Annotated in this window: 21 protein-coding genes; 13 read left to right on the top strand and 8 right to left on the bottom strand. The window is 59.2% G+C overall.

The features are described 5' to 3' along the window. Nucleotides 1-89 precede the first annotated feature (89 nt). Nucleotides 90-1,244: an MFS transporter gene (locus tag KL786_RS04405; RefSeq protein ID WP_215516872.1), complete on the top strand. Its 1,155-nt coding sequence runs from the start codon at nucleotides 90-92 to the stop codon at nucleotides 1,242-1,244. On the opposite strand, the gene nhaR is transcribed toward KL786_RS04405, so the two are convergent. Next, complete coding sequence (nhaR, locus tag KL786_RS04400) at nucleotides 1,241-2,146, bottom strand: transcriptional activator NhaR (protein ID WP_215516871.1); 906 nt, start codon at nucleotides 2,144-2,146, stop codon at nucleotides 1,241-1,243. The two genes, KL786_RS04405 and nhaR, sit on opposite strands and share 4 nt — an antisense overlap. A gap of 134 nt (nucleotides 2,147-2,280) precedes the next feature. Between nhaR and KL786_RS04395 the strand changes: the two genes are divergently transcribed. From KL786_RS04395 to mnmH, 4 genes are all read left to right on the top strand, one after another. After that, on the top strand, nucleotides 2,281-2,532 hold the full coding sequence (locus tag KL786_RS04395; RefSeq protein ID WP_032857417.1) for a hypothetical protein: 252 nt from the start codon (nucleotides 2,281-2,283) through the stop codon (nucleotides 2,530-2,532). A gap of 28 nt (nucleotides 2,533-2,560) precedes the next feature. Next, nucleotides 2,561-3,310: a TerC family protein gene (locus KL786_RS04390; RefSeq protein ID WP_215516870.1), complete on the top strand. Its 750-nt coding sequence runs from the start codon at nucleotides 2,561-2,563 to the stop codon at nucleotides 3,308-3,310. Nucleotides 3,311-3,404: 94 nt separating this feature from the next. Next, complete coding sequence (gene selD, locus KL786_RS04385) at nucleotides 3,405-4,439, top strand: selenide, water dikinase SelD (protein ID WP_215516869.1); 1,035 nt, start codon at nucleotides 3,405-3,407, stop codon at nucleotides 4,437-4,439. Continuing rightward, complete coding sequence (gene mnmH / locus KL786_RS04380; protein WP_215516868.1) at nucleotides 4,439-5,539, top strand: tRNA 2-selenouridine(34) synthase MnmH; 1,101 nt, start codon at nucleotides 4,439-4,441, stop codon at nucleotides 5,537-5,539. The genes selD and mnmH overlap by 1 nt, the downstream gene beginning before the upstream one ends. Nucleotides 5,540-5,606: 67 nt before the next feature. On the opposite strand, the gene lpxH is transcribed toward mnmH, so the two are convergent. After that, on the bottom strand, nucleotides 5,607-6,356 hold the full coding sequence (gene lpxH / locus KL786_RS04375) for a UDP-2,3-diacylglucosamine diphosphatase (RefSeq protein WP_215516867.1): 750 nt from the start codon (nucleotides 6,354-6,356) through the stop codon (nucleotides 5,607-5,609). After that, a complete protein-coding gene (locus tag KL786_RS04370; RefSeq protein WP_215516866.1) occupies nucleotides 6,353-6,856 on the bottom strand; it encodes a peptidylprolyl isomerase in 504 nt (167 codons plus the stop codon). The genes lpxH and KL786_RS04370 overlap by 4 nt, the downstream gene beginning before the upstream one ends. Before the next feature lie 248 nt (nucleotides 6,857-7,104). On the opposite strand from KL786_RS04370, the gene KL786_RS04365 reads away from it, so the two are divergent. Together KL786_RS04365 and cysS are read left to right on the top strand one after the other, a co-directional pair. Next, nucleotides 7,105-8,805: a glutamine--tRNA ligase/YqeY domain fusion protein gene (locus tag KL786_RS04365; protein WP_032857408.1), complete on the top strand. Its 1,701-nt coding sequence runs from the start codon at nucleotides 7,105-7,107 to the stop codon at nucleotides 8,803-8,805. A gap of 21 nt (nucleotides 8,806-8,826) precedes the next feature. Further along, nucleotides 8,827-10,209, top strand: coding sequence for a cysteine--tRNA ligase (gene cysS, locus KL786_RS04360; RefSeq protein WP_032857406.1), 1,383 nt, complete (start codon nucleotides 8,827-8,829; stop codon nucleotides 10,207-10,209). A gap of 73 nt (nucleotides 10,210-10,282) precedes the next feature. Here the strand turns inward: cysS and KL786_RS04355 are convergent, their stop codons facing one another. Together KL786_RS04355 and KL786_RS04350 are read right to left on the bottom strand one after the other, a co-directional pair. Then, the gene (locus KL786_RS04355; RefSeq protein ID WP_215516914.1) at nucleotides 10,283-10,831 is read right to left on the bottom strand and encodes a dihydrofolate reductase family protein; all 549 of its coding nucleotides are present in this window, start codon (nucleotides 10,829-10,831) and stop codon (nucleotides 10,283-10,285) included. A 575-nt stretch (nucleotides 10,832-11,406) separates the two neighbouring features. Continuing rightward, complete coding sequence (locus tag KL786_RS04350) at nucleotides 11,407-13,218, bottom strand: sigma-54-dependent Fis family transcriptional regulator (RefSeq protein WP_215516865.1); 1,812 nt, start codon at nucleotides 13,216-13,218, stop codon at nucleotides 11,407-11,409. A 306-nt stretch (nucleotides 13,219-13,524) separates the two neighbouring features. On the opposite strand from KL786_RS04350, the gene KL786_RS04345 reads away from it, so the two are divergent. The 6 genes from KL786_RS04345 to KL786_RS04320 all read left to right on the top strand — a co-directional run bounded on the left by KL786_RS04345 (nucleotide 13,525) and on the right by KL786_RS04320 (nucleotide 19,583). Next, nucleotides 13,525-14,619 carry an ABC transporter ATP-binding protein gene (locus KL786_RS04345; protein ID WP_215516864.1) on the top strand — a complete coding sequence of 365 codons (1,095 nt, stop codon included), beginning with the start codon at nucleotides 13,525-13,527 and terminating at the stop codon, nucleotides 14,617-14,619. Continuing rightward, on the top strand, nucleotides 14,619-15,716 hold the full coding sequence (locus tag KL786_RS04340) for an ABC transporter ATP-binding protein (protein WP_215516863.1): 1,098 nt from the start codon (nucleotides 14,619-14,621) through the stop codon (nucleotides 15,714-15,716). Before KL786_RS04345 ends, KL786_RS04340 begins: the two co-directional genes overlap by 1 nt. Further along, the gene (locus tag KL786_RS04335; protein ID WP_032857398.1) at nucleotides 15,713-16,579 is read left to right on the top strand and encodes a carbohydrate ABC transporter permease; all 867 of its coding nucleotides are present in this window, start codon (nucleotides 15,713-15,715) and stop codon (nucleotides 16,577-16,579) included. Before KL786_RS04340 ends, KL786_RS04335 begins: the two co-directional genes overlap by 4 nt. A 10-nt stretch (nucleotides 16,580-16,589) precedes the next feature. Then, the gene (locus tag KL786_RS04330) at nucleotides 16,590-17,390 is read left to right on the top strand and encodes a carbohydrate ABC transporter permease (RefSeq protein ID WP_032857395.1); all 801 of its coding nucleotides are present in this window, start codon (nucleotides 16,590-16,592) and stop codon (nucleotides 17,388-17,390) included. Nucleotides 17,391-17,400: 10 nt separating this feature from the next. After that, nucleotides 17,401-17,673: a DUF2160 domain-containing protein gene (locus KL786_RS04325; RefSeq protein WP_029293327.1), complete on the top strand. Its 273-nt coding sequence runs from the start codon at nucleotides 17,401-17,403 to the stop codon at nucleotides 17,671-17,673. Between the two features lie 167 nt (nucleotides 17,674-17,840). Beyond that, the gene (locus KL786_RS04320; RefSeq protein ID WP_029293329.1) at nucleotides 17,841-19,583 is read left to right on the top strand and encodes an ABC transporter substrate-binding protein; all 1,743 of its coding nucleotides are present in this window, start codon (nucleotides 17,841-17,843) and stop codon (nucleotides 19,581-19,583) included. Between the two features lie 86 nt (nucleotides 19,584-19,669). Here the strand turns inward: KL786_RS04320 and KL786_RS04315 are convergent, their stop codons facing one another. The 3 genes from KL786_RS04315 to nuoN all read right to left on the bottom strand — a co-directional run bounded on the left by KL786_RS04315 (nucleotide 19,670) and on the right by nuoN (nucleotide 22,027). After that, nucleotides 19,670-19,984: a helix-turn-helix domain-containing protein gene (locus KL786_RS04315; protein ID WP_032857393.1), complete on the bottom strand. Its 315-nt coding sequence runs from the start codon at nucleotides 19,982-19,984 to the stop codon at nucleotides 19,670-19,672. After that, the gene (locus tag KL786_RS04310; RefSeq protein ID WP_215516862.1) at nucleotides 19,981-20,325 is read right to left on the bottom strand and encodes a type II toxin-antitoxin system RelE/ParE family toxin; all 345 of its coding nucleotides are present in this window, start codon (nucleotides 20,323-20,325) and stop codon (nucleotides 19,981-19,983) included. The genes KL786_RS04315 and KL786_RS04310 overlap by 4 nt, the downstream gene beginning before the upstream one ends. 238 nt (nucleotides 20,326-20,563) lie before the next feature. Continuing rightward, nucleotides 20,564-22,027, bottom strand: coding sequence for an NADH-quinone oxidoreductase subunit NuoN (nuoN, locus tag KL786_RS04305; protein ID WP_215516861.1), 1,464 nt, complete (start codon nucleotides 22,025-22,027; stop codon nucleotides 20,564-20,566). Between the last annotated feature and the right edge of the window lie 3 nt (nucleotides 22,028-22,030).

Genomic DNA, 22,030 nt, shown 5'->3' with positions numbered 1-22,030 from the left:
ACATTCTGTTAAGATTCCCCATCCTCTTCTTATCTCTCTGTCAGCGGGCCCTTGGGCTAACGCTGGCGTCGCCGTTTCTGGAGTTGTTCATGTTGTTGCCCATCCTGCTGCTGTCGGCGGCCGGTTTTACGGTGTTGACCACCGAATTTGTCATCGTCGGCCTGTTGCCGTCCATCGCCCGCGACCTGGATGTGAGCGTGTCCCAGGCCGGTTTGCTGGTAACCCTGTTTGCCTTCACCGTGGCCGCGTTCGGGCCATTCCTGACCGCGTATTTCGCGCGTTTCGAGCGCAAGCGCCTGTTTATCAGCATTCTGTTGATGTTCGGTGCGGCCAATACCCTGGCGGCCCTGGCGCCGAATATCTGGGTGATGGCCGTGGCACGGCTGATTCCGGCGCTGGGGTTGCCGGTGTTCTGGGCCCTGGCCAGTGAAACGGCGGTGGATATCGTCGGCCCGGACTACGCCGGCCGGGCGATTGCCAAGATCGGCTTTGGCATCGTCTGCGCCACCGTATTCGGGATTCCGGTCGGTACCCTGATCTCCGATATGTTCGGCTGGCGCACCGCGTTTGGCATTCTGGCCGGCGTGGCGGTGCTCAAGGCATTGCTGTTGTTGATTTACCTGCCGGCGACCACAGTGAAGAAAGACGTCGTAACCCTGCGCTCGCAGTTCAAGATCCTGCGCAACCCCTTGATGCAGGGCCACGTTTTACTGTCGATCCTGGTATTTAGCGGCATGTTCACCGCTTATACCTACCTGGCGGACATTCTTGAGCGTCTGGCCGGCTTCGACGGCACGCTGGTCGGATGGTGCCTGATGGGCTTTGGCGCCGTGGGCCTGATCGGCAACTCGTTGGGTGGGCGCATGGTCGACAAGCATCCGCTGATCGCGTCCATGGTGTTCTGCGGTTTTATGATCGCCGGCATGGTGGCACTGGTGCCGGCGATTCACTCCACCCTCGGCCTGGCAGCGGCCATGGGCATTTGGGGCGTGACCCAGGCGGCGCTGTTCCTGGTCAGCCATGTGCGGTTGATGAAGGCCGCGCCCCATGCCCCGGCATTCGCGGCGTCGCTGAACATTGCCGGGGCCAACCTGGGTATCGGCCTGGGGGCGATGGTCGGCGGGCGGGTGATCGACACTCTGGGGCTGGGCAGCCTGGGGTTCGCGGCGTCCGGCTTTATCCTGCTGTCGATCCTGCTGGCCCTGTGGTTGATGACCGCCAAGACTCGGGTTGCCTGCGCCTAGGCCGGCAGTGAGGTGAACAACTCGCGCCGCGCACCTTCGGTAATCGCCACGATGCCGGGGTGCTTGACCTTGCGCTCCACCGAGATCGCGTAGAACGACTCGGTGACGGCGTCCGTCTGCCCGATCAGTGCCACGCCGTATTGGCGCAGCACTTCATCGGCAATCACGCTGGGGGCGATGAAAATCCCGCTGCCGGATTGACCAAAGGCCTGCATCAAGGCGCTGTCGTCGAATTCGCCGATGATCCTGGGTTGGATTTGCTGCTCGGCAAACCAGCGCTGCAAACGGCTGCGCACCACGGTTTCCGCGCCGGGAATCAGCAGCGGTGCGCCGTGCAGGCACTGTGGGAAATCACCTCCGTGCTGGTCAGCTAATACCTGGGTGGCGAAAAAACTGATGCCACATTCCCCCAGTTTCTGGCTGTAGCCCTTGATGTCCAGGTGGCTGGGCATGGGGCTGTCGGAGATCACCAGGTCCAGGCGCTGGATCGCCAGGTCGGCCAACAGGCGTTCCAGTTTGTCTTCACGGCAGGTAATGCGCAGCGGCTCGCTCAACTCCATGGTCGGTGCGATCAGGCGATAGACGATGGACTTGGGCACCACATCCGCCACGCCGACGCGAAACACAATCTGCTGTTCATTGGGCTGGGCGCGCAGCATCGCTTCCAGCTCATTGCCGGTCTGGAACATCTGCTCGGCATAGGGCAGGGCCCGGCGCCCGGCTTCGGTGAGTTCCAGCTGGCGCCCGACCCGTTGAAACAGGGCGATGCCGAATGTCTGTTCGAGCAGGCTGATTTGCCCGCTGATGGTCTGCGGGGTGAGGTTCAACTGCTCACAGGCACGCACGATGCTGCCAGTCTTGGCCACCACCCAGAAGTAATGCAGTTGTCGGTAATTGAGCATGGCGGCCATCACTTCGTAAAAATCGAAGTATACGCGAGAAAAATACGAATTTTACTGAAGTGTTCACCTGCATAGAATGCCTCGCTATCGCGGGGCCACTACTTGGACCCAATGGTTCTAACGAGGAATACATCATGAAACTCAATTCTTTCGGCGCGGCATCGTTGCTTGCGCTTTCATTGGTGATGATCAGCGGCTGCGATCAGGTCGAAAAAAGCACGCAGCAGGTCCTGGACAAAGCCAGTGAATCGGCCAAGCAAGCGATCGACGACACCCAGAAGGCTGCCGAGCAGGCATTGAGTGAAGCGACACAAGGCTTGATCAGTCCAGAAAAAAAGGACGATCAGGAAACTAAAGAGTCTGAATCGAACACCAAAGAAACCTAATCTCCCAGCACAACGTCAGGACTGACCTATGGATTACCTTTTACAACTGGCCGCCAGCCCCACCGCCTGGGTGGCGCTGGCAACCCTGATCGTCATGGAAATCGTGCTGGGCATCGATAACCTGATTTTCATCTCGATCCTTACCAACAAATTGCCGGAGAAGCACCGGGCCAAGGCGCGGCGCATCGGTATCAGCATGGCGTTGGTCTTGCGCTTGGGTCTGTTGAGCACCATCGCGTTCATCGTGCAGTTGACCGCACCGGTGTTCGAAGTGTTCGGCCAGGCGTTTTCGTGGAAGGACATGATCCTGATCGCTGGCGGCCTGTTCCTGGTGTGGAAGGCAACCACCGAGATCCATCACAGCATGGACCCGGAACCCGAAGAGAAAACCAGCACTGGCAATGTCGTGGCCATCGGCTTCGCGGCAGCGATCGGGCAGATCCTGTTGCTCGACCTGGTGTTCTCCATCGACAGCATCATTACCGCCGTGGGCATGACCGAGCACTTGCCGATCATGATCATTGCCGTGGTGACCTCGGTGATCGTGATGCTGGTGGCGGCTGAACCCCTGGCCAAGTTCATCAACGACAACCCGACCGTGGTCATGCTGGCCCTGGGCTTTTTGATCATGATCGGCATGACGCTGATCGCCGAAGGCTTCGGTGCCCATGTGCCTAAAGGCTACGTGTACGCGGCCATGGCGTTCTCGGCTGCGATCGAGTGCCTGAACATTGCACGGCGCAATCGGCATAAGCGTTTGCTCGCTACCCGTCAGTAACCGCTGAGCCCCAAAGGCCGGCTGCGCTCTCAAGAGCCCAGCCGGCTTTTTGCTGTCTGGTAGACTCCCCGCACTTGATAGCTTGAGGTCCACCATGAACGAGCCGATTCGCCTGACCCAGTACAGCCACGGTGCCGGTTGCGGCTGCAAGATTTCGCCACAGGTGCTGGAAGTGATCCTCGCCGGCAGCGGCGCGCAGAACCTCGACCCCAAGCTCTGGGTAGGCAATGCCTCGCGGGACGATGCGGCGGTGTACGCCATCGATGAAGAGCGCGGCGTGGTCTCCACCACTGACTTTTTCATGCCTATCGTCGACGATCCCTTCGACTTTGGGCGCATTGCCGCCACCAATGCCATCAGTGATATCTACGCGATGGGTGGCGACCCGTTGATGGCCATTGCCATTCTCGGCTGGCCGGTCAATGTACTGGCCCCGGAAATCGCCCGGGAAGTGATTCGTGGTGGGCGCTCGGTGTGCGACGCGGCGGGTATTCCCCTGGCCGGCGGGCATTCCATCGACGCCCCAGAGCCGATCTTCGGCCTGGCCGTCACCGGTCTGGTGGACAAGCGCCATATGAAGCGCAACGACACGGCCACCGCCGGCTGCCGCTTGTACCTGACCAAACCCCTGGGCATCGGCATCCTCACCACGGCCGAGAAGAAGGGCAAACTGCGTGAAGCCGATATCGGCCTGGCGCGGGACTGGATGTGTACCCTCAACAAGCCTGGCAGCCGCTTTGGCAAGCTGGCTGGCGTGACCGCGATGACCGACGTCACCGGTTTCGGCCTGCTCGGGCATCTGGTGGAAATGTCCGACGGCAGCGGTTTGACAGCCCTGATCGAATACGAAAAAGTCCCACGCCTGCCGGGGGTCGAGTACTACCTGGAGCAGGGCTGTGTGCCCGGCGGTACTTTGCGCAATTTCGACAGCTATGCCAGCCAGTTGGGACGCATCCAGGAGTTGCACAAGCGCGTGCTGTGCGACCCGCAGACCAGCGGCGGACTGCTGGTGGCGGTCACGCCTGAGGGTGAAGCCGAGTTTCTGGCCGCAGCCACTGAGTTGGGGCTGAACCTTGCGCCTATCGGTCAGTTGGTCGAGCGACAGAGCAACGCGGTAGAGGTGTCTTGATGCCCATCGACATCACCGATTACCGCGATATTTTTCTCAACGACCGCCCGATGATGGATACCCGCGCCCCGGTTGAGTTCGTCAAGGGCGCGTTCCCCGGCGTGGTCAACCTGCCGTTGATGACCGACGACGAGCGCCAGCGGGTGGGTACTTGCTACAAGCAGCAGGGGCAGCAGGCGGCGATTGTGCTGGGGCATGAGTTGGTGTCCGGTGCGATCAAGGCCGAGCGTGTTGAGCAGTGGGCACAGTTCGCCCGTGCCAACCCGGACGGCTACCTGTACTGCTTTCGCGGCGGCCTGCGTTCGCAGATTGTCCAGCAGTGGTTGCACGAGGCGGGACTCGACTATTCGCGAGTGGGTGGTGGCTACAAGGCCATGCGTACCTTTTTGCTCAATACGCTGGAGCAGGCCACGGCCGAGTGCGATTTCGTTCTGCTGGGTGGCATGACAGGTACCGGCAAGACCGAAGTGCTCGGCCAACTGCGCAATGCCCTGGACCTGGAAGGGCATGCCAATCACCGGGGCTCCAGCTTCGGCAAGCGGGCCACCGGGCAACCGTCGAATATAGATTTTGAGAACCGTCTGGCGGTCGACTTGCTGAAAAAACGCGCCCTTGCAATCGAACAGTTTGTGCTTGAGGACGAGAGCCGCATGATCGGCAGTTGCGCCTTGCCGCTGGCCTTGCACAAAGGCATGCAAACCATGCCTATGGTGTGGCTGGAAGACAGCCTGGCGGGGCGGGTTGAGCGCATCCTCAAGGACTATGTCGTCGATCTGTGTGCCGAGTTCGTTGAGCTCTTTGGCGAAAACGGCTACACATTGTTTGCCGAGCGCCTGACCCAGAGCCTGGACAATATTCACAAGCGCCTGGGGGGCGAACGGTTCCAGCGTTTGCAGCAAATCTTGCAGGAGGCCCTACAAGAGCAGGCTCGTAGCGGCTCGGTGGACCTGCATCGGGGCTGGATCGAGGGGCTGCTGCGCGAGTACTACGACCCGATGTACGCCTTCCAGCGTGAGAAGAAGGGCGCGCGGATCGAGTTTGCCGGGGAGCAGGCTGCGGTGCTGGAGTATTTGCGCGAGCGCGGTGCCCGACGCGGGTGATTGGGTGGTTTTTGGGCCCTCATCGCGAGCAAGCCCACTCCCACATTTGATTCGTGTTGTTGGTAACTCAGGCGCCAGGCAACGCCAACTGCGGATTGACGAAGTCAAACGCCGCCAACTGGAAACCTTGCTCATCCGCCTGCAACGCCCAACCTTGCTTGTCCCAGTCCCCCAGCACAATGCGCTTGGCCGCCTGCTCGCCAATCTGCAATTTGTGAATAGCCGGGCGGTGGGTGTGGCCGTGGACCAGGGTGCGCACGCCGAACTGCTGCATCACCCGTGGTACTTCCTCGGGTGTCACATCGACAATATCGTTGGCCTTCATCCGCGTCTGCGCACGGCTTTCACTGCGCAGCTTGCGCGCCAGTTTATGGCGGGTGCGCAAGGGCAGGTGGCGCAGGATAAACAGCACGATGGGGTTACGCAGGATGCGCCGCAGCTTCATATAGCCGAGGTCGCGGGTACACAGGCTGTCGCCGTGCATTAACAGCACGGGCTCGCCGTACAGTTGCACGACAGTGGGGTCCTTGAGCAAGGTCACGCCTGCTGCTTTGCAGAACGCCTTGCCAATCAGGAAATCCCGGTTGCCATGCATCAAAAATAGCTGGGTGCCGCTGTCGCTCAGCTCACGCAGAGCCTCGCAAATGGAGCGCTGGAATGGGGTCATCGCATCGTCGCCAATCCAGGCTTCGAAAAAATCTCCCAGAATGTACAACGCTTGCGCGCCACGGGCGCGGCCGTTGAGTAAATCCAGAAACGCCCGGGTAATATCCGGGCGCTCCTCTTCCAGATGTAAGTCTGAAATCAGCAATATCACGCAATGATCTCGGCTTTCTCGATGATCACGTCTTCTGCTGGTACGTCCTGGTGGCCGGATTTCATGGTGGTGGAAACACCCTTGATCTTGTCCACGACGTCGGTGCCTTCGGTGACTTTACCGAATACCGCATAGCCCCAACCCTGCACGTTCTTGCCGCTGTGGTTGAGGAAGCTGTTGTCGGCCACGTTGATGAAGAACTGCGCGGAGGCCGAATGTGGCTCCATGGTACGGGCCATGGCGACGGTGTACTTGTCGTTGGAAAGACCGTTGTCCGCTTCGTTCTGGATGCTTGGACGCTTGTCTTTCTTTTCTTTCATGCCAGGCTCGAAACCACCGCCCTGGACCATGAAGTTGCCGATGACACGGTGGAAAACGGTGTTTTCGTAGTGGCCGGCTTTGACGTACTCGATGAAGTTGGCGACGGTGATCGGCGCTTTCTCGGCGTTCAGCTCGATGACGATGTCACCGTGGTTGGTGCTCAGTTTGACTTGAGTCATGTTCACTACTCTTTCAAGGAATTCGTGGGGTTGGGCGTATTCAACGCCTGCATCCGTTCAGCAATACACTGCCAAGGCGCGCAGTTTAGCGTGCCCTGCAAGAATTTCGAGGTGGTTTTTTACCGCCCATGCAATAAATGCAGCAGTTTTTGAGCCTGCTCTGTCAGCGGCTTGACAGCTTCGGCTATGATAAGCCCTTTGTTTTATCTGGCCCCAACCGGCCACGAACCTGTCTGTTCAAGGATCTTATGAGCAAGCCCACTGTCGACCCTACCTCGAATTCCAAGACCGGACCTGCCGTCCCGGTCAATTTCCTGCGCCCGATCATCCAGGCGGACCTGGATTCGGGCAAGCACACGCAGATCGTCACCCGCTTCCCGCCAGAGCCCAACGGCTACCTGCACATTGGTCACGCCAAGTCGATCTGTGTGAACTTCGGCCTGGCCCAGGAGTTCGGTGGCGTCACGCACCTGCGTTTCGACGACACCAACCCGGCCAAGGAAGACCAGGAATACATCGACGCCATCGAAAGCGACATCAAGTGGCTGGGCTTCGAATGGTCCGGTGAAGTGCGCTACGCCTCCAAGTACTTCGACCAGTTGTTTGACTGGGCCGTGGAACTGATCAAGGCCGGCAAGGCCTACGTCGACGACCTGACGCCTGCACAGGCCAAGGAATACCGTGGCACCCTGACCGAGCCTGGCAAGAACAGCCCGTTTCGCGACCGTTCGGTAGAAGAGAACCTGGACTGGTTCACCCGCATGCGCGACGGTGAGTTCGCCGACGGTGCACGTGTGCTGCGCGCCAAGATCGACATGGCCTCGCCGAACATGAACCTGCGCGACCCGATCATGTACCGCATTCGCCATGCCCATCACCACCAGACCGGTGACAAGTGGTGCATCTACCCCAACTACGACTTCACCCACGGTCAATCGGACGCCATCGAAGGCATCACTCACTCGATCTGCACCCTGGAGTTCGAAAGTCACCGTCCGCTGTACGAATGGTTCCTCGACAGCCTGCCAGTACCGGCGCATCCGCGTCAGTACGAATTCAGCCGCCTGAACCTGAACTACACCATCACCAGCAAGCGCAAGCTCAAGCAACTGGTCGATGAAAAGCACGTGTTTGGCTGGGACGACCCACGCATGTCGACGCTGTCGGGCTTCCGCCGTCGCGGCTACACCCCGGCGTCGATCCGTAACTTCTGCGACATGGTCGGCACCAACCGTTCCGACGGCGTGGTCGACTTCGGCATGCTGGAATTCAGCATTCGCCAGGACCTGGACCACAACGCCCCGCGCGCCATGTGCGTGCTGCGTCCGTTGAAAGTCGTGATCACCAACTACCCGGAAGGCCAGGTCGAGAACCTCGAACTGCCGCGTCATCCGCAGAAAGAAGAGCTGGGTGTGCGCAAGTTGCCGTTCGCCCGTGAAATCTATATTGACCGTGATGACTTCATGGAAGAGCCGCCAAAAGGCTACAAGCGCCTGGAGCCAAACGGCGAAGTGCGCCTGCGCGGCAGCTACGTGATCCGTGCTGACGAAGCGATCAAGGACGCCGATGGCAACATCGTCGAACTGCGTTGCTCCTACGATCCGGACACCCTGGGCAAGAACCCTGAAGGCCGCAAGGTCAAGGGCGTGGTGCACTGGGTGCCGGCAGCGGCCAGCGTCGAGTGCGAAGTGCGCCTGTACGATCGCCTGTTCCGTTCGGCCAACCCTGAGAAGGCCGAAGACAGCGCCAGTTTCCTTGACAACATCAACCCTGATTCCCTGCAAGTACTCACTGGTTGTCGTGCCGAGCCATCGTTGGGCGAAGCACAGCCGGAAGACCGTTTCCAGTTCGAGCGCGAAGGATACTTCTGCGCGGATATCAAGGACTCGAAACCAGGCGCTCCGGTATTCAACCGTACCGTGACCTTGCGTGATTCGTGGGGTCAGTGATTCAGTCTTAAGGGATTCATCGTGCTAACGATCTACAACACGCTCAGCAAGACCAAAGAAGTCTTCAAGCCGCTGGATGGCAACAAGGTGCGCATGTACGTGTGCGGCATGACCGTGTACGACTACTGCCACATCGGCCACGGCCGCAGCATGGTTGCCTTTGACCTGGTGACCCGCTGGTTGCGTTTCAGCGGCTACGATTTGACGTATGTGCGCAACATTACCGACATCGACGACAAGATCATCAATCGCGCCAATGAAAACGGCGAGTCGTTCGACGCGCTGACCGAGCGCATGATTGCTGCCATGCACGAGGACGAGGCGCGCCTCAACATCCTCAAGCCGGACATGGAACCGCGTGCCACGGACCACATCCCTGGCATGCACGCGATGATCCAGACCTTGATCGACAAGGGCTACGCCTACGCCCCGGGCAATGGCGACGTGTACTACCGCGTCGCCAAGTTCATGGGCTACGGCAAGCTGTCGCGCAAGAAGATCGAAGACCTGCGCATCGGTGCCCGCATCGAAGTCGACGAAGCCAAGCAGGATCCGCTGGACTTCGTGCTGTGGAAAGGCACCAAGCCGGGCGAGCCGAGCTGGGAATCACCGTGGGGCGCCGGGCGTCCGGGTTGGCACATCGAATGCTCGGTGATGTCCACCTGCTGCCTGGGCGAGACCTTCGACATTCATGGCGGCGGCAGCGACCTTGAGTTCCCGCACCACGAAAACGAAATCGCCCAGAGCGAAGCGGCCACCGGCAAGACCTACGCCAACGCGTGGATGCATTGCGGCATGATTCGCATCAATGGCGAGAAGATGTCCAAGTCCTTGAACAACTTCTTCACCATTCGCGACGTGCTGGAAAAGTACCACCCGGAAGTCGTGCGTTACCTGCTGGTATCGAGCCACTACCGCAGCGCCATCAACTACTCGGAAGACAACCTCAAGGACGCCAAAGGCGCCCTGGAACGTTTCTACCACGCGTTGAAAGGCCTGCCAGTGGTGGCGCCGGCCGGTGGCGAAGCATTTGTTGAACGCTTCACCAGCGTGATGAACGACGACTTCGGTACCCCCGAAGCCTGCGCCGTACTGTTCGAAATGGTCCGCGAGATCAACCGCCTGCGCGAGAGCGATCTGCATGCAGCAGCGGGTTTGGCAGCCCGTTTGAAAGAACTGGCCAGCGTACTGGGCGTTCTGCAAATGGAAGCCGACGACTTCCTGCAAGCCGGCGCCGAAGGGCGTGTGGATGCCGCTGAGGTCGACGCACTGATCCAGGCGCGCCTGAATGCCCGTGCCAACAAGGACTGGGCAGAATCCGACCGCATCCGCGACCAACTCACCGCCATGGGCGTGGTGTTGGAAGACGGGAAGGGCGGGACGACGTGGCGGTTGGCTGACTGACGGCTGATGGTTATATGCTGAATAAAAACGCCCCGACTGGTTCGGGGCGTTTTTGTGTGTGCTGGTTTATCAGTCAACGCTGCTCAACCGCATACCGGCTCTGGACAAAGCCATTGTCTGAGGCACAGGTATCGATGTGGCGAAGGTCATACTCACGACCGGTTTGACTGAACAAGGGAACCCCCTGACCCAGCAGAATCGGGATGCGGGTGATGATCAACTCATTGAGCAGGCCTGCGTCAAGAAATGCCTGGATGGTCTGGCCGCCATCGATATAAAGATGCTTCATGCCGCGTTCGGCAAGCAGTTTGACGAGTGTGCTCACATCGGCGGCCAGCACCTCCACCTTGCCCTGTAAATGCACCGGAATCTCTAGGGTCTTGTGAGAAAGGGCTATGACCGGGGTGCCCTCGTAGGGCCACTCTGGAAAGGACAGTACTTTCTCCAGGGTCTTACGCCCCATGACCAACGCGTCAACCGTTGCGATGAAGTTTTCATACGTGATGCCGTTCAAGCCCGAGCTTTCATATTCCGGTCGATGCAGCCACTCAATATCCCCATCTGGACGGGCAATAAAACCGTCAATGCTTGCTGCGATGAAGACCGAACATTTAATCCCCATTGGCGGTAACACTCCTTTTTTATCAAGTGGAATCAAGACGGTATCACTTTAACGCCTGCAAACTGGCGCCGAATAGCGGAACGCCATGGCGGTTGGCTGACTGATGGTTGCACAAATAAAAACGCCCCGACTGGCTTGGGGCGTTTTTATTTGTGCAGGTTTTGCCAATCAACACCGCTCAACTGTAGGAGCTGGCTTGCCAGCGATGGCGGACGGGCTATCGCAGACTCATCTGGATGGCGAAAGCCACCTAGAGTTATGGAGCTGGAGTTATGGCGCTGCTATCCATCGCTGCGAAACGATACCCGGGTGGCAGCTGTACGCAGGTTCGCAGACCGGGACTCTAGGAACCCGGCATACCCGAAGGTATCCCGCGCACAGCCGCCATAACATCAGGCATAAAAAAGCGCCCGTTATCTTGTGGTGGACGCTGTGCGTCTAGCGTTTAAACGGGCTGCGAAACCCGGTCGCTGAATTTGCAGCGACTGCCGAAGATTATTGGGGCATCTTCCGAGCAGCAACCTAAAACGCTGTCGGATAAATCTGAGGCTGGCTGCCCGTAGGGGCGGTTACCGTTACGTAGCGGCGCGTAACCGCTTGTATAAGGTATTACGGCTAACCCCCAGCTCCCGCGCCAGGTGGGAGATATTTCCGCCGACTGCTGCCAGTCTTTGCTGAAGGTTCTGGATATCGTCCAGATCGCCTATTACCAATGGCGCAGCAGGCGAGGCTTGGCCCAGGTCGACAAAGAAATCATCCGGCAGATGCTCCGGGCGGATCGGCTGGTCTTCGGCCATGGCCAGCGCGACCTGCATCACACTGCTGACCTGGCGCAAGTTGCCGGGCCAAGGGTGTTGCTCGAATAACGCTAGCACTTCAGCACTCAGCCCGGCCCATTGCGTCGGTTCGCGATGCTGTTGCCACAGTTGCTTGAACAGCGCCTGTTTATCGCTGCGCTCACGCAGGGGCGGCAGTTCCAGGGTCAGGCCGCCGATGCGGTAGTACAAATCCTCACGAAACCGTCCGATCTGCACCTGTTCGCGCAGCGAACGGTTGGTGGCCGAGATAATACGCAGGTCCACCGGGAACAGTTCGCTGCTGCCCACCGGTTGCACGCAGCGCTCTTGCAATACCCGCAGCAGCCGGGCCTGGGTCGGGAGGGGCATGTCACCGATCTCATCGAGAAACAGCGTGCCTTTGTCCGCCTTGCGGATCAGGCCGATGCTGCCTTTTTGGTTGGCACCGGTGAACGCGCCTTTTTCGTAGCCAAACAGCTCAGATTCCACCAACTCGGCCGGAATTGCCGCACAGTTGACTGCGATAAAAGCCTGTTGGCTGCGGGAGCTGGCCTGGTGAAGGGCTTTGACGAAGACTTCCTTGCCGACACCGGTTTCGCCGTGGATCAGCAGCGGGATATCTTTTTCCAGCAGGCGTTCGGCTTGGCGCACGGCCTTTTCCACGCGGCTGTCGCCAAAGTGCAGGGTCTTCAGGCCAATGGCTACAGGGGCGGGCTCGCTAAAGATCCGGGCCTGTACCGGCGTTTGTTTGGGCCGTTTGAGCAAGCACTGGAAACGGTTGCGCCCCGCAGCCTGTAGGGCAAAGGGCTGGCCTTCGGGCTGATTGAGCAACTCCAGCAGCGAGACCTTGAACAGGCTGTCGATCATCACCCGTGACAGGCTGATACCCAGCAGATTGTCGGCACGGCGGTTGGCTGACAGCACCTGGCCGCTTTCATCGAAGATCAGCAGGCCGGCCCACTGGCTGTCGAGGTTGTTCAGGCCGGTGTTGAAGGTCAGTTGGAAGTGCTCGCCGCCAAACAGGTTGAGGATCAGCCGGTTTTCCACAGTCTGGCTCATCATCTTGACCATGCCCAGGGTGTGGGAGGGCGGCAGGTAGCTGTCGCTGGACACATCCAGCACCGCGATGATCTCGCGGTTGGCATCAAAGATCGGCGCCGCTGAGCCGGTCATGAAGCGGTTGGCCTTGAGGAAGTGTTCGTCATGCTCGATATGCACCGCCTGGGCACAGGCCAGTGCGGTACCGATGGCGTTGGTGCCGGTGGCGCGCTCCAGCCAACTGGCCCCGGCATTGAAGCCCCGTGCCAGCTTGGGCTCGATAAAGCGTTGGGTGCCCCAGGAGGTGAGGACCTGGCCGTGGTTGTCAGCGAGCATGATCAGGCAATTGGAGTTGCTGAGGATGTTCTCGTAGTAGGGCAGGACTTCCTGGTGGGTGGTCTGCACCAGGGAATGTTGGCTTTCCAGCAATTGGCTGATGCCCGCGGCGGGCAGTTGGTCGAAGCTGGGGGCGCTTTGGTGATCGAGGCCAAAGGCACGGCAGCGGCGCCAGGAGTCCTGGATGATGGTGTCGTGGGGCAAGGATTCGGCCATGGAGACCTTCTTTTTATTGTTATTTGGGCTTGTGCAATTTAACGGTGTAAACGGATCGAAATGTGGGAGCGAGCAAGCCCGCTCCCACATTTTGATCCGTGTCGTTGGTGAGGCTTATTCAGTGTTGTTCAGAACTGTTCATTGTCAACCCGCTGGTTGTTCAATTGTTCAGTTGCGAATGTTCATTTTTGTTCAGGGCTGAACGGCGGTTTTCCTCAAGTCCTTGAACCATTGGCGCTTTTTATTTCTGGCACGAAACTCGCTCTGGCCTTGGAAGAACAATTCCAATAATAAAAAGGTCGTGTCATGTCATTGACCCTGGAACATGTCACCCGCGTTGTCGAAGGCCAGACCTGGATCGATGACGCCAACCTGCGCTTCGAAGCAGGCTCCTTCAATGTCCTGCTCGGCCGTACGCTGTCCGGCAAGACCAGTCTGATGCGTCTGATGGCCGGCCTGGATAAGCCTGACAACGGGCGCATCCTGATGAACGGTGTGGACGTTACCCACAAGCCCGTGCGTTTGCGCAATGTGTCGATGGTCTACCAGCAGTTCATCAACTACCCGACCATGACTGTGTTCGAAAACATCGCCTCGCCCTTGCGCCAGGCCGGGGTGTCCAACGAACTGATCCAGAGCAAAGTGCTGGAAACCGCGCAGATGCTGCGCATCGACAAGTTCCTGCAACGCCATCCCCTGGAGCTGTCCGGTGGCCAGCAGCAACGGACGGCCATGGCCCGGGCGCTGGTCAAGGACGCCGAATTGATCCTGTTCGATGAGCCGCTGGTGAACCTGGACTACAAATTACGCGAAGAGCTGCGTCAGGAAATGCGCGAGCTGTTCAAGGCGCGCAACACCATCGCCATCTACGCCACCACCGAGCCCAATGAAGCCCTGGCCCTGGGCGGCACCACCACGATCCTTCATGAAGGCCGGGTGATCCAGAGCGGCAAGGCCGCCGAGGTCTATCACCAGCCGCAAACGGTGCTGGCCGCCGAGCTGTTTTCCGAACCGCCAATCAACCTGATGCCGGGGCGGATCAGCGGCAACGAGGTGAGTTTCGCCAACGATGTGCACTTCCCGTTGAACGTGGACCTGCGGCCGATTGGTGAAGGCGAGTTCCGTTTTGGCGTGCGCCCCAGTCATATCAGCCTGGTACCTAGCAACGATGATGACTTGGAGCTGGCCGTGACCGTGGAAGTGGCGGAGATCAGTGGTTCGGAAACCTTTCTGCATGTACGCAGTGACCATTTCCTGCTGGTGTTGCACCTGCCAGGGGTGCACGAATACGACGTCGATGCGCCGATCCGGATCTATATCCCCACCCATAAACTGTTTGTGTTCGATGGCCAGGGCCGTTTGGTCCAGGCACCCGGGCGCCGTGTCGCGAGGGTTGCCTGATGGCCGAGATCCATTTGCAGAACCTGGCGCATAGCTACAGCCCTACACCTGCTGGTCCTGAGGACTACGCCATTCGCGAAATGAACCACGTCTGGGAGCAGGGTGGCGCCTACGCGTTGCTCGGCCCGTCGGGCTGTGGCAAGTCGACGCTGCTCAATATCATCTCCGGCCTGCTTAGCCCTTCAGAAGGCCAGGTACTGTTCGACAGCAAGGTGGTGAACGACCTGACCCCGGAAAAGCGCAACATTGCCCAGGTGTTCCAGTTCCCAGTGGTCTACGACACCATGACGGTGTTCGACAACCTGGCATTCCCCCTGCGTAACCAGGGCATGGCCGAGGCGAAAGTGCACAGCAAGGTGCAGGAAATTGCCGAGGTGCTCGACCTGCAGAACCTGCTGGGCAAAAAAGCCCGCAACCTCAGCGCCGATGAAAAGCAGAAGGTCTCAATGGGGCGTGGCCTGGTGCGCGATGACGTCTCGGCGATCCTGTTTGATGAGCCGCTGACAGTGATCGATCCGCATCTGAAGTGGAAACTGCGGCGCAAGCTCAAGCAGATCCATGAGCAGTTCAACATCACCATGGTCTACGTCACCCACGATCAGTTGGAGGCCTCGACCTTTGCCGACAAGATTGCGGTGATGTACGGCGGGCAGATTGTGCAGTTCGGCACACCGCGGGAGTTGTTCGAGCGCCCCAGCCATACCTTTGTCGGCTACTTCATCGGTAGCCCCGGGATGAATCTGATTGAAGTGCAGGCCGATGTCGGTGGTGTGCGTTTTGCCGGTACTCACCTGGCGTTGTCCGAGCTGCAGCAACGTCAGATCTCGGAAAAAGCCTACAAGAAACTTCAGGTCGGGATTCGTCCCGAGTTTATCCATGTGTGGGACGAGCCTAATCCCGACGCGTTGCAGGCCGACGTCATGCATGTCGAAGACCTGGGCACCTACAAGATCATGACGCTCAACCTCGACGGTGCGCCGTTGAAAGTACGCCTGGCCGAAGACAAGCCGGTGCCCGTGGGGCGGGCCTCGATCAGTTTTCCGGCGCAATGGCTGATGGTGTATGCCGACGATTACCTGCTGGAGGTGCGGCCATGAACAAGGTGCAGAACAACAAGGCCTGGTGGCTGGTATTGCCGGTGTTCCTGCTGGTGGCGTTCAGCGCGGTGATCCCGATGATGACCGTGGTCAACTACTCGGTGCAGGACATCTTCGACCAGTCCAGCCGCTATTTCGTCGGGGCTGACTGGTACAAACAGGTGCTGCTGGACCCGCGCCTGCATGACTCGCTGCTGCGCCAGTTCATCTATTCGGCCTGTGTGCTGCTGATCGAAATCCCGCTGGGTATCGCGATTGCCCTGACCATGCCGACCAAGGGCCGCTGGTCGTCCCTGGTATTGATTGTGATGGCCATCCCGCTACTGATCCCGTGGAACGTGGTCGGCACCATCTGGCAGATTTTTGGGCGTGCCGATATCGGCTTGTTGGGCTCGACCCTGAATGCCATGGGCATCAACTACAACTATGCCGCCAACACCATGGATGCCTGGGTCACGGTACTGGTGATGGATGTCTGGCATTGGACGTCCCTGGTGGCGCTGCTGTGCTACTCGGGGCTGCGGGCAATCCCGGATGTGTACTACCAGGCTGCGCGGATTGATCGGGCATCGGCCTGGGCCGTATTCCGACATATCCAATTGCCGAAGATGAAGAGCGTGCTGTTGATCGCGGTGATGCTGCGGTTCATGGACAGTTTCATGATCTACACCGAGCCGTTTGTGCTGACCGGCGGTGGACCGGGTAATGCCACTACCTTCTTGAGTCAGACCTTGACCCAGATGGCGATAGGACAATTCGACCTGGGCCCGGCTGCTGCGTTTTCCCTGGTGTATTTCCTGATCATCCTGTTGGTGTCCTGGCTGTTCTACACCGCCATGACCCACTCCGACGCCAACCGCTGAGGCCGCCAACATGAGCAAGCGCAAGGTCATCCCGCTGCTGATCTACATCCTGTTCCTGCTGGTGCCGATCTACTGGCTGTTGAACATGTCCTTCAAGAGCAACACCGAAATCCTCGGAGGGCTGACGCTGTTTCCCCAGGACTTCACCTTCGCCAACTACAAGGTGATTTTCACCGACCCCAGTTGGTACACCGGCTACCTCAACTCGTTGTATTACGTAAGCCTGAACACGGTTATTTCCCTGACAGTAGCGCTACCGGCGGCCTACGCGTTTTCGCGCTATCGCTTCCTGGGCGACAAGCACCTGTTCTTCTGGTTGCTGACCAACCGCATGGCGCCGCCGGCGGTGTTTCTGCTGCCGTTTTTCCAGCTGTATTCGTCGATTGGCCTGTTCGACACCCATATCGCGGTGGCTCTGGCTCACTGCCTGTTCAACGTACCGCTGGCGGTGTGGATTCTGGAGGGATTCATGTCGGGGGTGCCCAAAGAGATTGACGAAACTGCCTACATCGACGGTTACAGCTTTCCGAAGTTCTTCGTGAAGATATTTATCCCATTGATTGGCTCTGGGATCGGGGTCACAGCGTTTTTCTGCTTCATGTTCTCCTGGGTCGAACTGCTGCTGGCGCGCACGCTGACTTCGGTGAACGCCAAGCCGATTGCCGCCGTGATGACGCGTACGGTATCGGCCTCGGGCATTGATTGGGGCGTGCTCGCGGCGGCCGGGGTGTTGACCATTTTGCCGGGCATGCTGGTGATCTGGTTTGTTCGCAACCATGTGGCCAAGGGCTTTGCCCTGGGCCGGGTTTGAGGAAACGATGATGGAATGGATGGCCTGGACCACCCCGACGGCACTGTTTTTTGCGGCGATTGCCCTGCTGCTGGCGGGCATGACCACGTGGGAGCTGCGTTCGCCGAGTATTCCCCGGCGCGGTTTGTTACCGATCAGCACGACGCGTGGTGATCGCTTGTTTATCGGTCTTCTCGGGAGCGCCTACCTGCACCTGCTGGTGATTGGCGTAACCGGCTGGAGCATCTGGGTGGCGTCCGCGCTGTCTGTGGTGTGGCTGTTGTCTGTGATGCGCTGGGGCTGATGCGATGGCCTGTTCCCTTGTAGGAGCGAGCTTGCTCGCGAAGATCGTCAACGATAACGCGGGCAGCCTGGATGCACGCGGTGTCTTGGGGTTTTTCGCGAGCAAGCTCGCTCCTACACGGGGCGGGGCATCTGTCGGTCCCGTCTGAAATCAACCAGGAGGTCTCTATGTTCGATAAAAACAATAAGCTGCGACATAGCATTTCATTGGCCGCCGTCTTGGCCCTCAGCGGCTTGAGTGCTGCGGCCTGGGCTGATGCCTATGAAGATGCCGCGAAAAAATGGATCGGCAGCGAGTTCAAACCGTCCACCCTGACGGAAGCCCAGCAGCTTGAAGAGTTGAAGTGGTTTATCAAGGCGGCCGAGCCGTTTCGTGGGATGAAGATCAATGTGGTGTCGGAAACCCTCACCACCCACGAGTACGAATCCAAGGTACTGGCCAAGGCCTTCAGTGAAATCACCGGGATCAAGCTGACCCACGACCTGCTGCAGGAAGGCGACGTGGTGGAGAAACTGCAAACCCAGATGCAGTCGGACAAGAATATCTATGACGGCTGGGTCAATGACTCCGACTTGATCGGTACGCACTTTCGTTATGGCAAGACCGAATCCATCACCGACCTGATGGCCAATGAAGGCAAGGACTTCACCTCGCCGACCCTGGACCTCAAGGACTTTATCGGCATCTCGTTTACCACCGCACCAGACGGCAAGATCTATCAGTTGCCCGACCAGCAGTTCGCCAACCTCTATTGGTTCCGCGCCGACTGGTTCGAGCGTGCTGACCTGAAAGCCAAGTTCAAGGAAAAGTACGGTTATGAACTGGGCGTACCGGTGAACTGGTCGGCCTATGAAGACATCGCCAAGTTCTTCAGCGAAGACGTCAAGGAAATCGACGGCAAGCGCGTCTACGGGCATATGGACTACGGCAAGAAAGACCCGTCCCTGGGCTGGCGCTTTACCGATGCCTGGTTCTCCATGGCGGGTGGCGGCGACAAGGGCTTGCCCAATGGCTTGCCGGTGGACGAGTGGGGGATCCGGGTCGAGGACTGCCATCCGGTGGGTTCCAGCGTGACCCGTGGCGGCGACACCAACGGCCCGGCCGCGGTGTTTGCCACGCAGAAGTATGTCGACTGGATGCGCGCCTATGCGCCACCGGAAGCGGCGGGCATGACCTTCTCCGAGTCCGGGCCGGTGCCGTCCCAGGGCAACATCGCCCAGCAGATCTTCTGGTATACCGCTTTTACCGCCGACATGACCAAACCCGGGCTGCCGGTGATGAATGCCGATGGTACGCCGAAGTGGCGCATGGCGCCGTCGCCACGCGGGCCGTATTGGGAGGAGGGCATGAAGCTGGGTTATCAGGACGTGGGTTCCTGGACGTTCCTCAAGTCCACGCCTGAGAAACAAAAACTCGCGGCTTGGCTCTATGCGCAGTTCGTGACGTCGAAAACTGTCTCCCTGAAGAAAACCATTGTCGGCCTGACGCCAATCCGTGAGTCGGACATCAACTCCCAGGCCATGACCGACCTGGCACCCAAACTCGGCGGCCTGGTGGAGTTCTACCGCAGCCCGGCGCGGGTGCAGTGGACGCCGACCGGTACTAACGTGCCGGATTATCCACGCCTGGCTCAACTGTGGTGGAGCCATATCTCGGAAGCCGCCAGCGGCGAGAAAACCCCGCAACAGGCACTGGATGGCCTGGCCAAGGACCAGGACGCGATCATGACGCGTCTGGAGCGCTCCAAGGTACAGCCGATCTGCGGACCGAAGATGAACCCCGAGCGTGATGCGCAGTACTGGTTCGACCAGCCGGGCGCACCGAAGCCGAAACTGGCGAACGAGAAACCCAAGGGTGAAACCGTGAACTATGCCGACTTGCTCAAGTCGTGGGAGGCGGCGCGCAAGTGAAGTAGGGCGGATAGTAAAACGGCACCGTGAGGTGCCGTTTTTGTTGATGTGTGAAAGACCGCTTCAGCAGTCTTTAAGGCAGACAATTAGCTTAGCAATGCCAATCGTTCCACCGTATCCGGAAACTTTGATACCAGGCGAATCAGTATGGCCGCCTGGGCATTAGGTCGCGCGCGGCCTTGCTCCCAGTTTTCCAGGGTGCGTGTATTGGTGCGTAGGTACATGGCAAATACAGCACGGGAAAGATTGAGTTGTTGTCGTACTGCAATGACGTCTTCAGCGGTGAGAGGGGCCAGTTTGTTTTGCTGCACCGTATGAGTACGCAGTGTGACCTTGCCTTGGCGCTCATTGGCCAATGCATCGAAGCCTTCGACCAGTTCGGAAAAAATGTCACGGTTCATGTGAATCCTCTCGCTTTGATTTCCCTGTCCAGCATGTGTTTGAGGGCTTGTTTGTGTTGTGGGCTCAAGTCGCTCTGCTCGTGCTTGCCGTACAGCGTGAACAGCCAAAATTGAGTGCCGCCTGACCACCAGTAGTAGATGACGCGCAATCCACCTCGCTTGCCTTTGTTTCGTCGTTCATCGACGAAGCGCAGCTTGCGTAACCCACCGGTGCCTTCCATCACGGCTCCCGCTTCGGGGTTCTTCATTAACTCTTGTTGAAAACCGTGAAACAGTTCGTCAGTCAGATAGTCCTTGCGGTACCGCTCAAAAGGCGGCAGTTCGATAAATAGAGCATCCATGTTCTGTACGTAGCCTGCGTATAGTTTGGTGGCCCATCTGCCAGGGGTCAAGTGAGCCTGACGTGGGATTCTTCCTAAAGCGCATACACCATACGAGCGGCTCTGGCAGGTAGATGCCAGACACGGAGGCATTTCAGTAAGGAATATTCCTTGAGCTGGGCAGGGAGCTTGAACCTATCCCAGAAACGCAAAACGGCACCCAAAGGTGCCGTTCTGTTTACTGCTTGAGCTTAAGCAATCAGCCCGCCATCACCGCATGCTGCACCAGGGTGAGCAACGGTTGTGGGTAAACACCCAGGAAGAATGCCAGCAGGGCGATAGCCAGCAGCATCACGCCGCCCGCTTTCTGTTCCCAGTGCAACTCGGCATCCACACGGCGCAGGTTTGGCTCGATCAGGTACAGGGTGACCATCACGCGCAGGTAGTAGAACACGCCGATGGCACTGCCCAGCACCAGGGAGGCAACCAGCCACCACTCGTGGGCTTCGACACCGGTCGCGACGATGTAGAACTTGCCGATGAAGCCTGCGGTCAGCGGGATGCCGGCCAGGGACAGCATCATCACGGTCAGCACGGCAGTCAGGTACGGACGGCGCCAGAACAGGCCGCGATACTCGTACAGGGCGTCGGCGTCACGGCCTTTGTACGGCGAGGACATCAGGGTGATCACACCGAAAGCGCCGAGGCTGGTGATCACGTAGGTGACCAGGTACACGCCGATGGCTTCCACGGCCAGGCCTTTGCTCGCCACCAGGGCGATCAGCAGGTAGCCGAAGTGGGCGATGGACGAGTAACCCAGCAGACGCTTGAGGTTGTTCTGGGTCAGGGCCAGCAGGTTACCGAACAGGATCGACGCGATGGCGATCACGGTCAGCACGTCGCTCAGTACGCCCGTGTTGGCGGCAGGGGAGGTCTGGAACAGACGCACCATCACCGCAAACACTGCAACCTTCGACGCAGTGGCCAGGAACGCGGCGACCGGCGCCGGGGCGCCTTCGTACACGTCCGGGGTCCACAGGTGGAAGGGTACCAGCGACAGCTTGAACGCCAGGCCGATCAGCATCATGGCCAGGCCCAGTTGGGCGATGGGCGCAGGCATGCTGGTGGCGGCCAGGGCGTGGCCGATACCGCTGAAGCTCAGGCTGCCGGCTTCGGCGTAGAGCAGGGCCATACCGAACAACAGGAACGCGGAACCGGCGGCCGACAGCACCATGTACTTGATGCCGGCTTCCAGGGAGCGCTTGTTGAAGAAGGCGTACGCCACCAGGCCGTAGGTCGGGATCGACAGCAGTTCCAGGCCGATGAACAAGCCGGCCAGGTGCTGCGCGCTGACCAGCACGATACCGCCGGCCGCAGCCAGCAGGATCAGCAGGTACAGCTCTTCGCGGTTGCCCGGGTAGCCGGTGCCGCCTTCGCCGAGGTAGGCGTGGGCGAGGGTGACGCAGGCCAGTGTCGCAACGAGGATCAACGCGGTGTACAGCAGCGCGAAGTCATCGATCATGACCAGCGGGGTCACCGCCAGCGGGGCGACCTTGAGGGCCGGGATAATCGACAGCAGGGCCAGGTTCAGGCCTGCGCTGGACAGCAGGAACGTCTGCGAGTGATTGCGGCGCCAGGCGATCGCCAGCATCACCACCACAATGGTGAGGCTGGTAATCAGCAGCGGCGCAAGCGCGATAAAGTGTTGGATCGTGAATTCCATAGC

Source organism: Pseudomonas sp. TAE6080 (assembly GCF_018732265.1).
Lineage (GTDB): Bacteria > Pseudomonadota > Gammaproteobacteria > Pseudomonadales > Pseudomonadaceae > Aquipseudomonas > Aquipseudomonas brenneri.
This window is presented reverse-complemented; position numbering and strand designations above follow the sequence as displayed.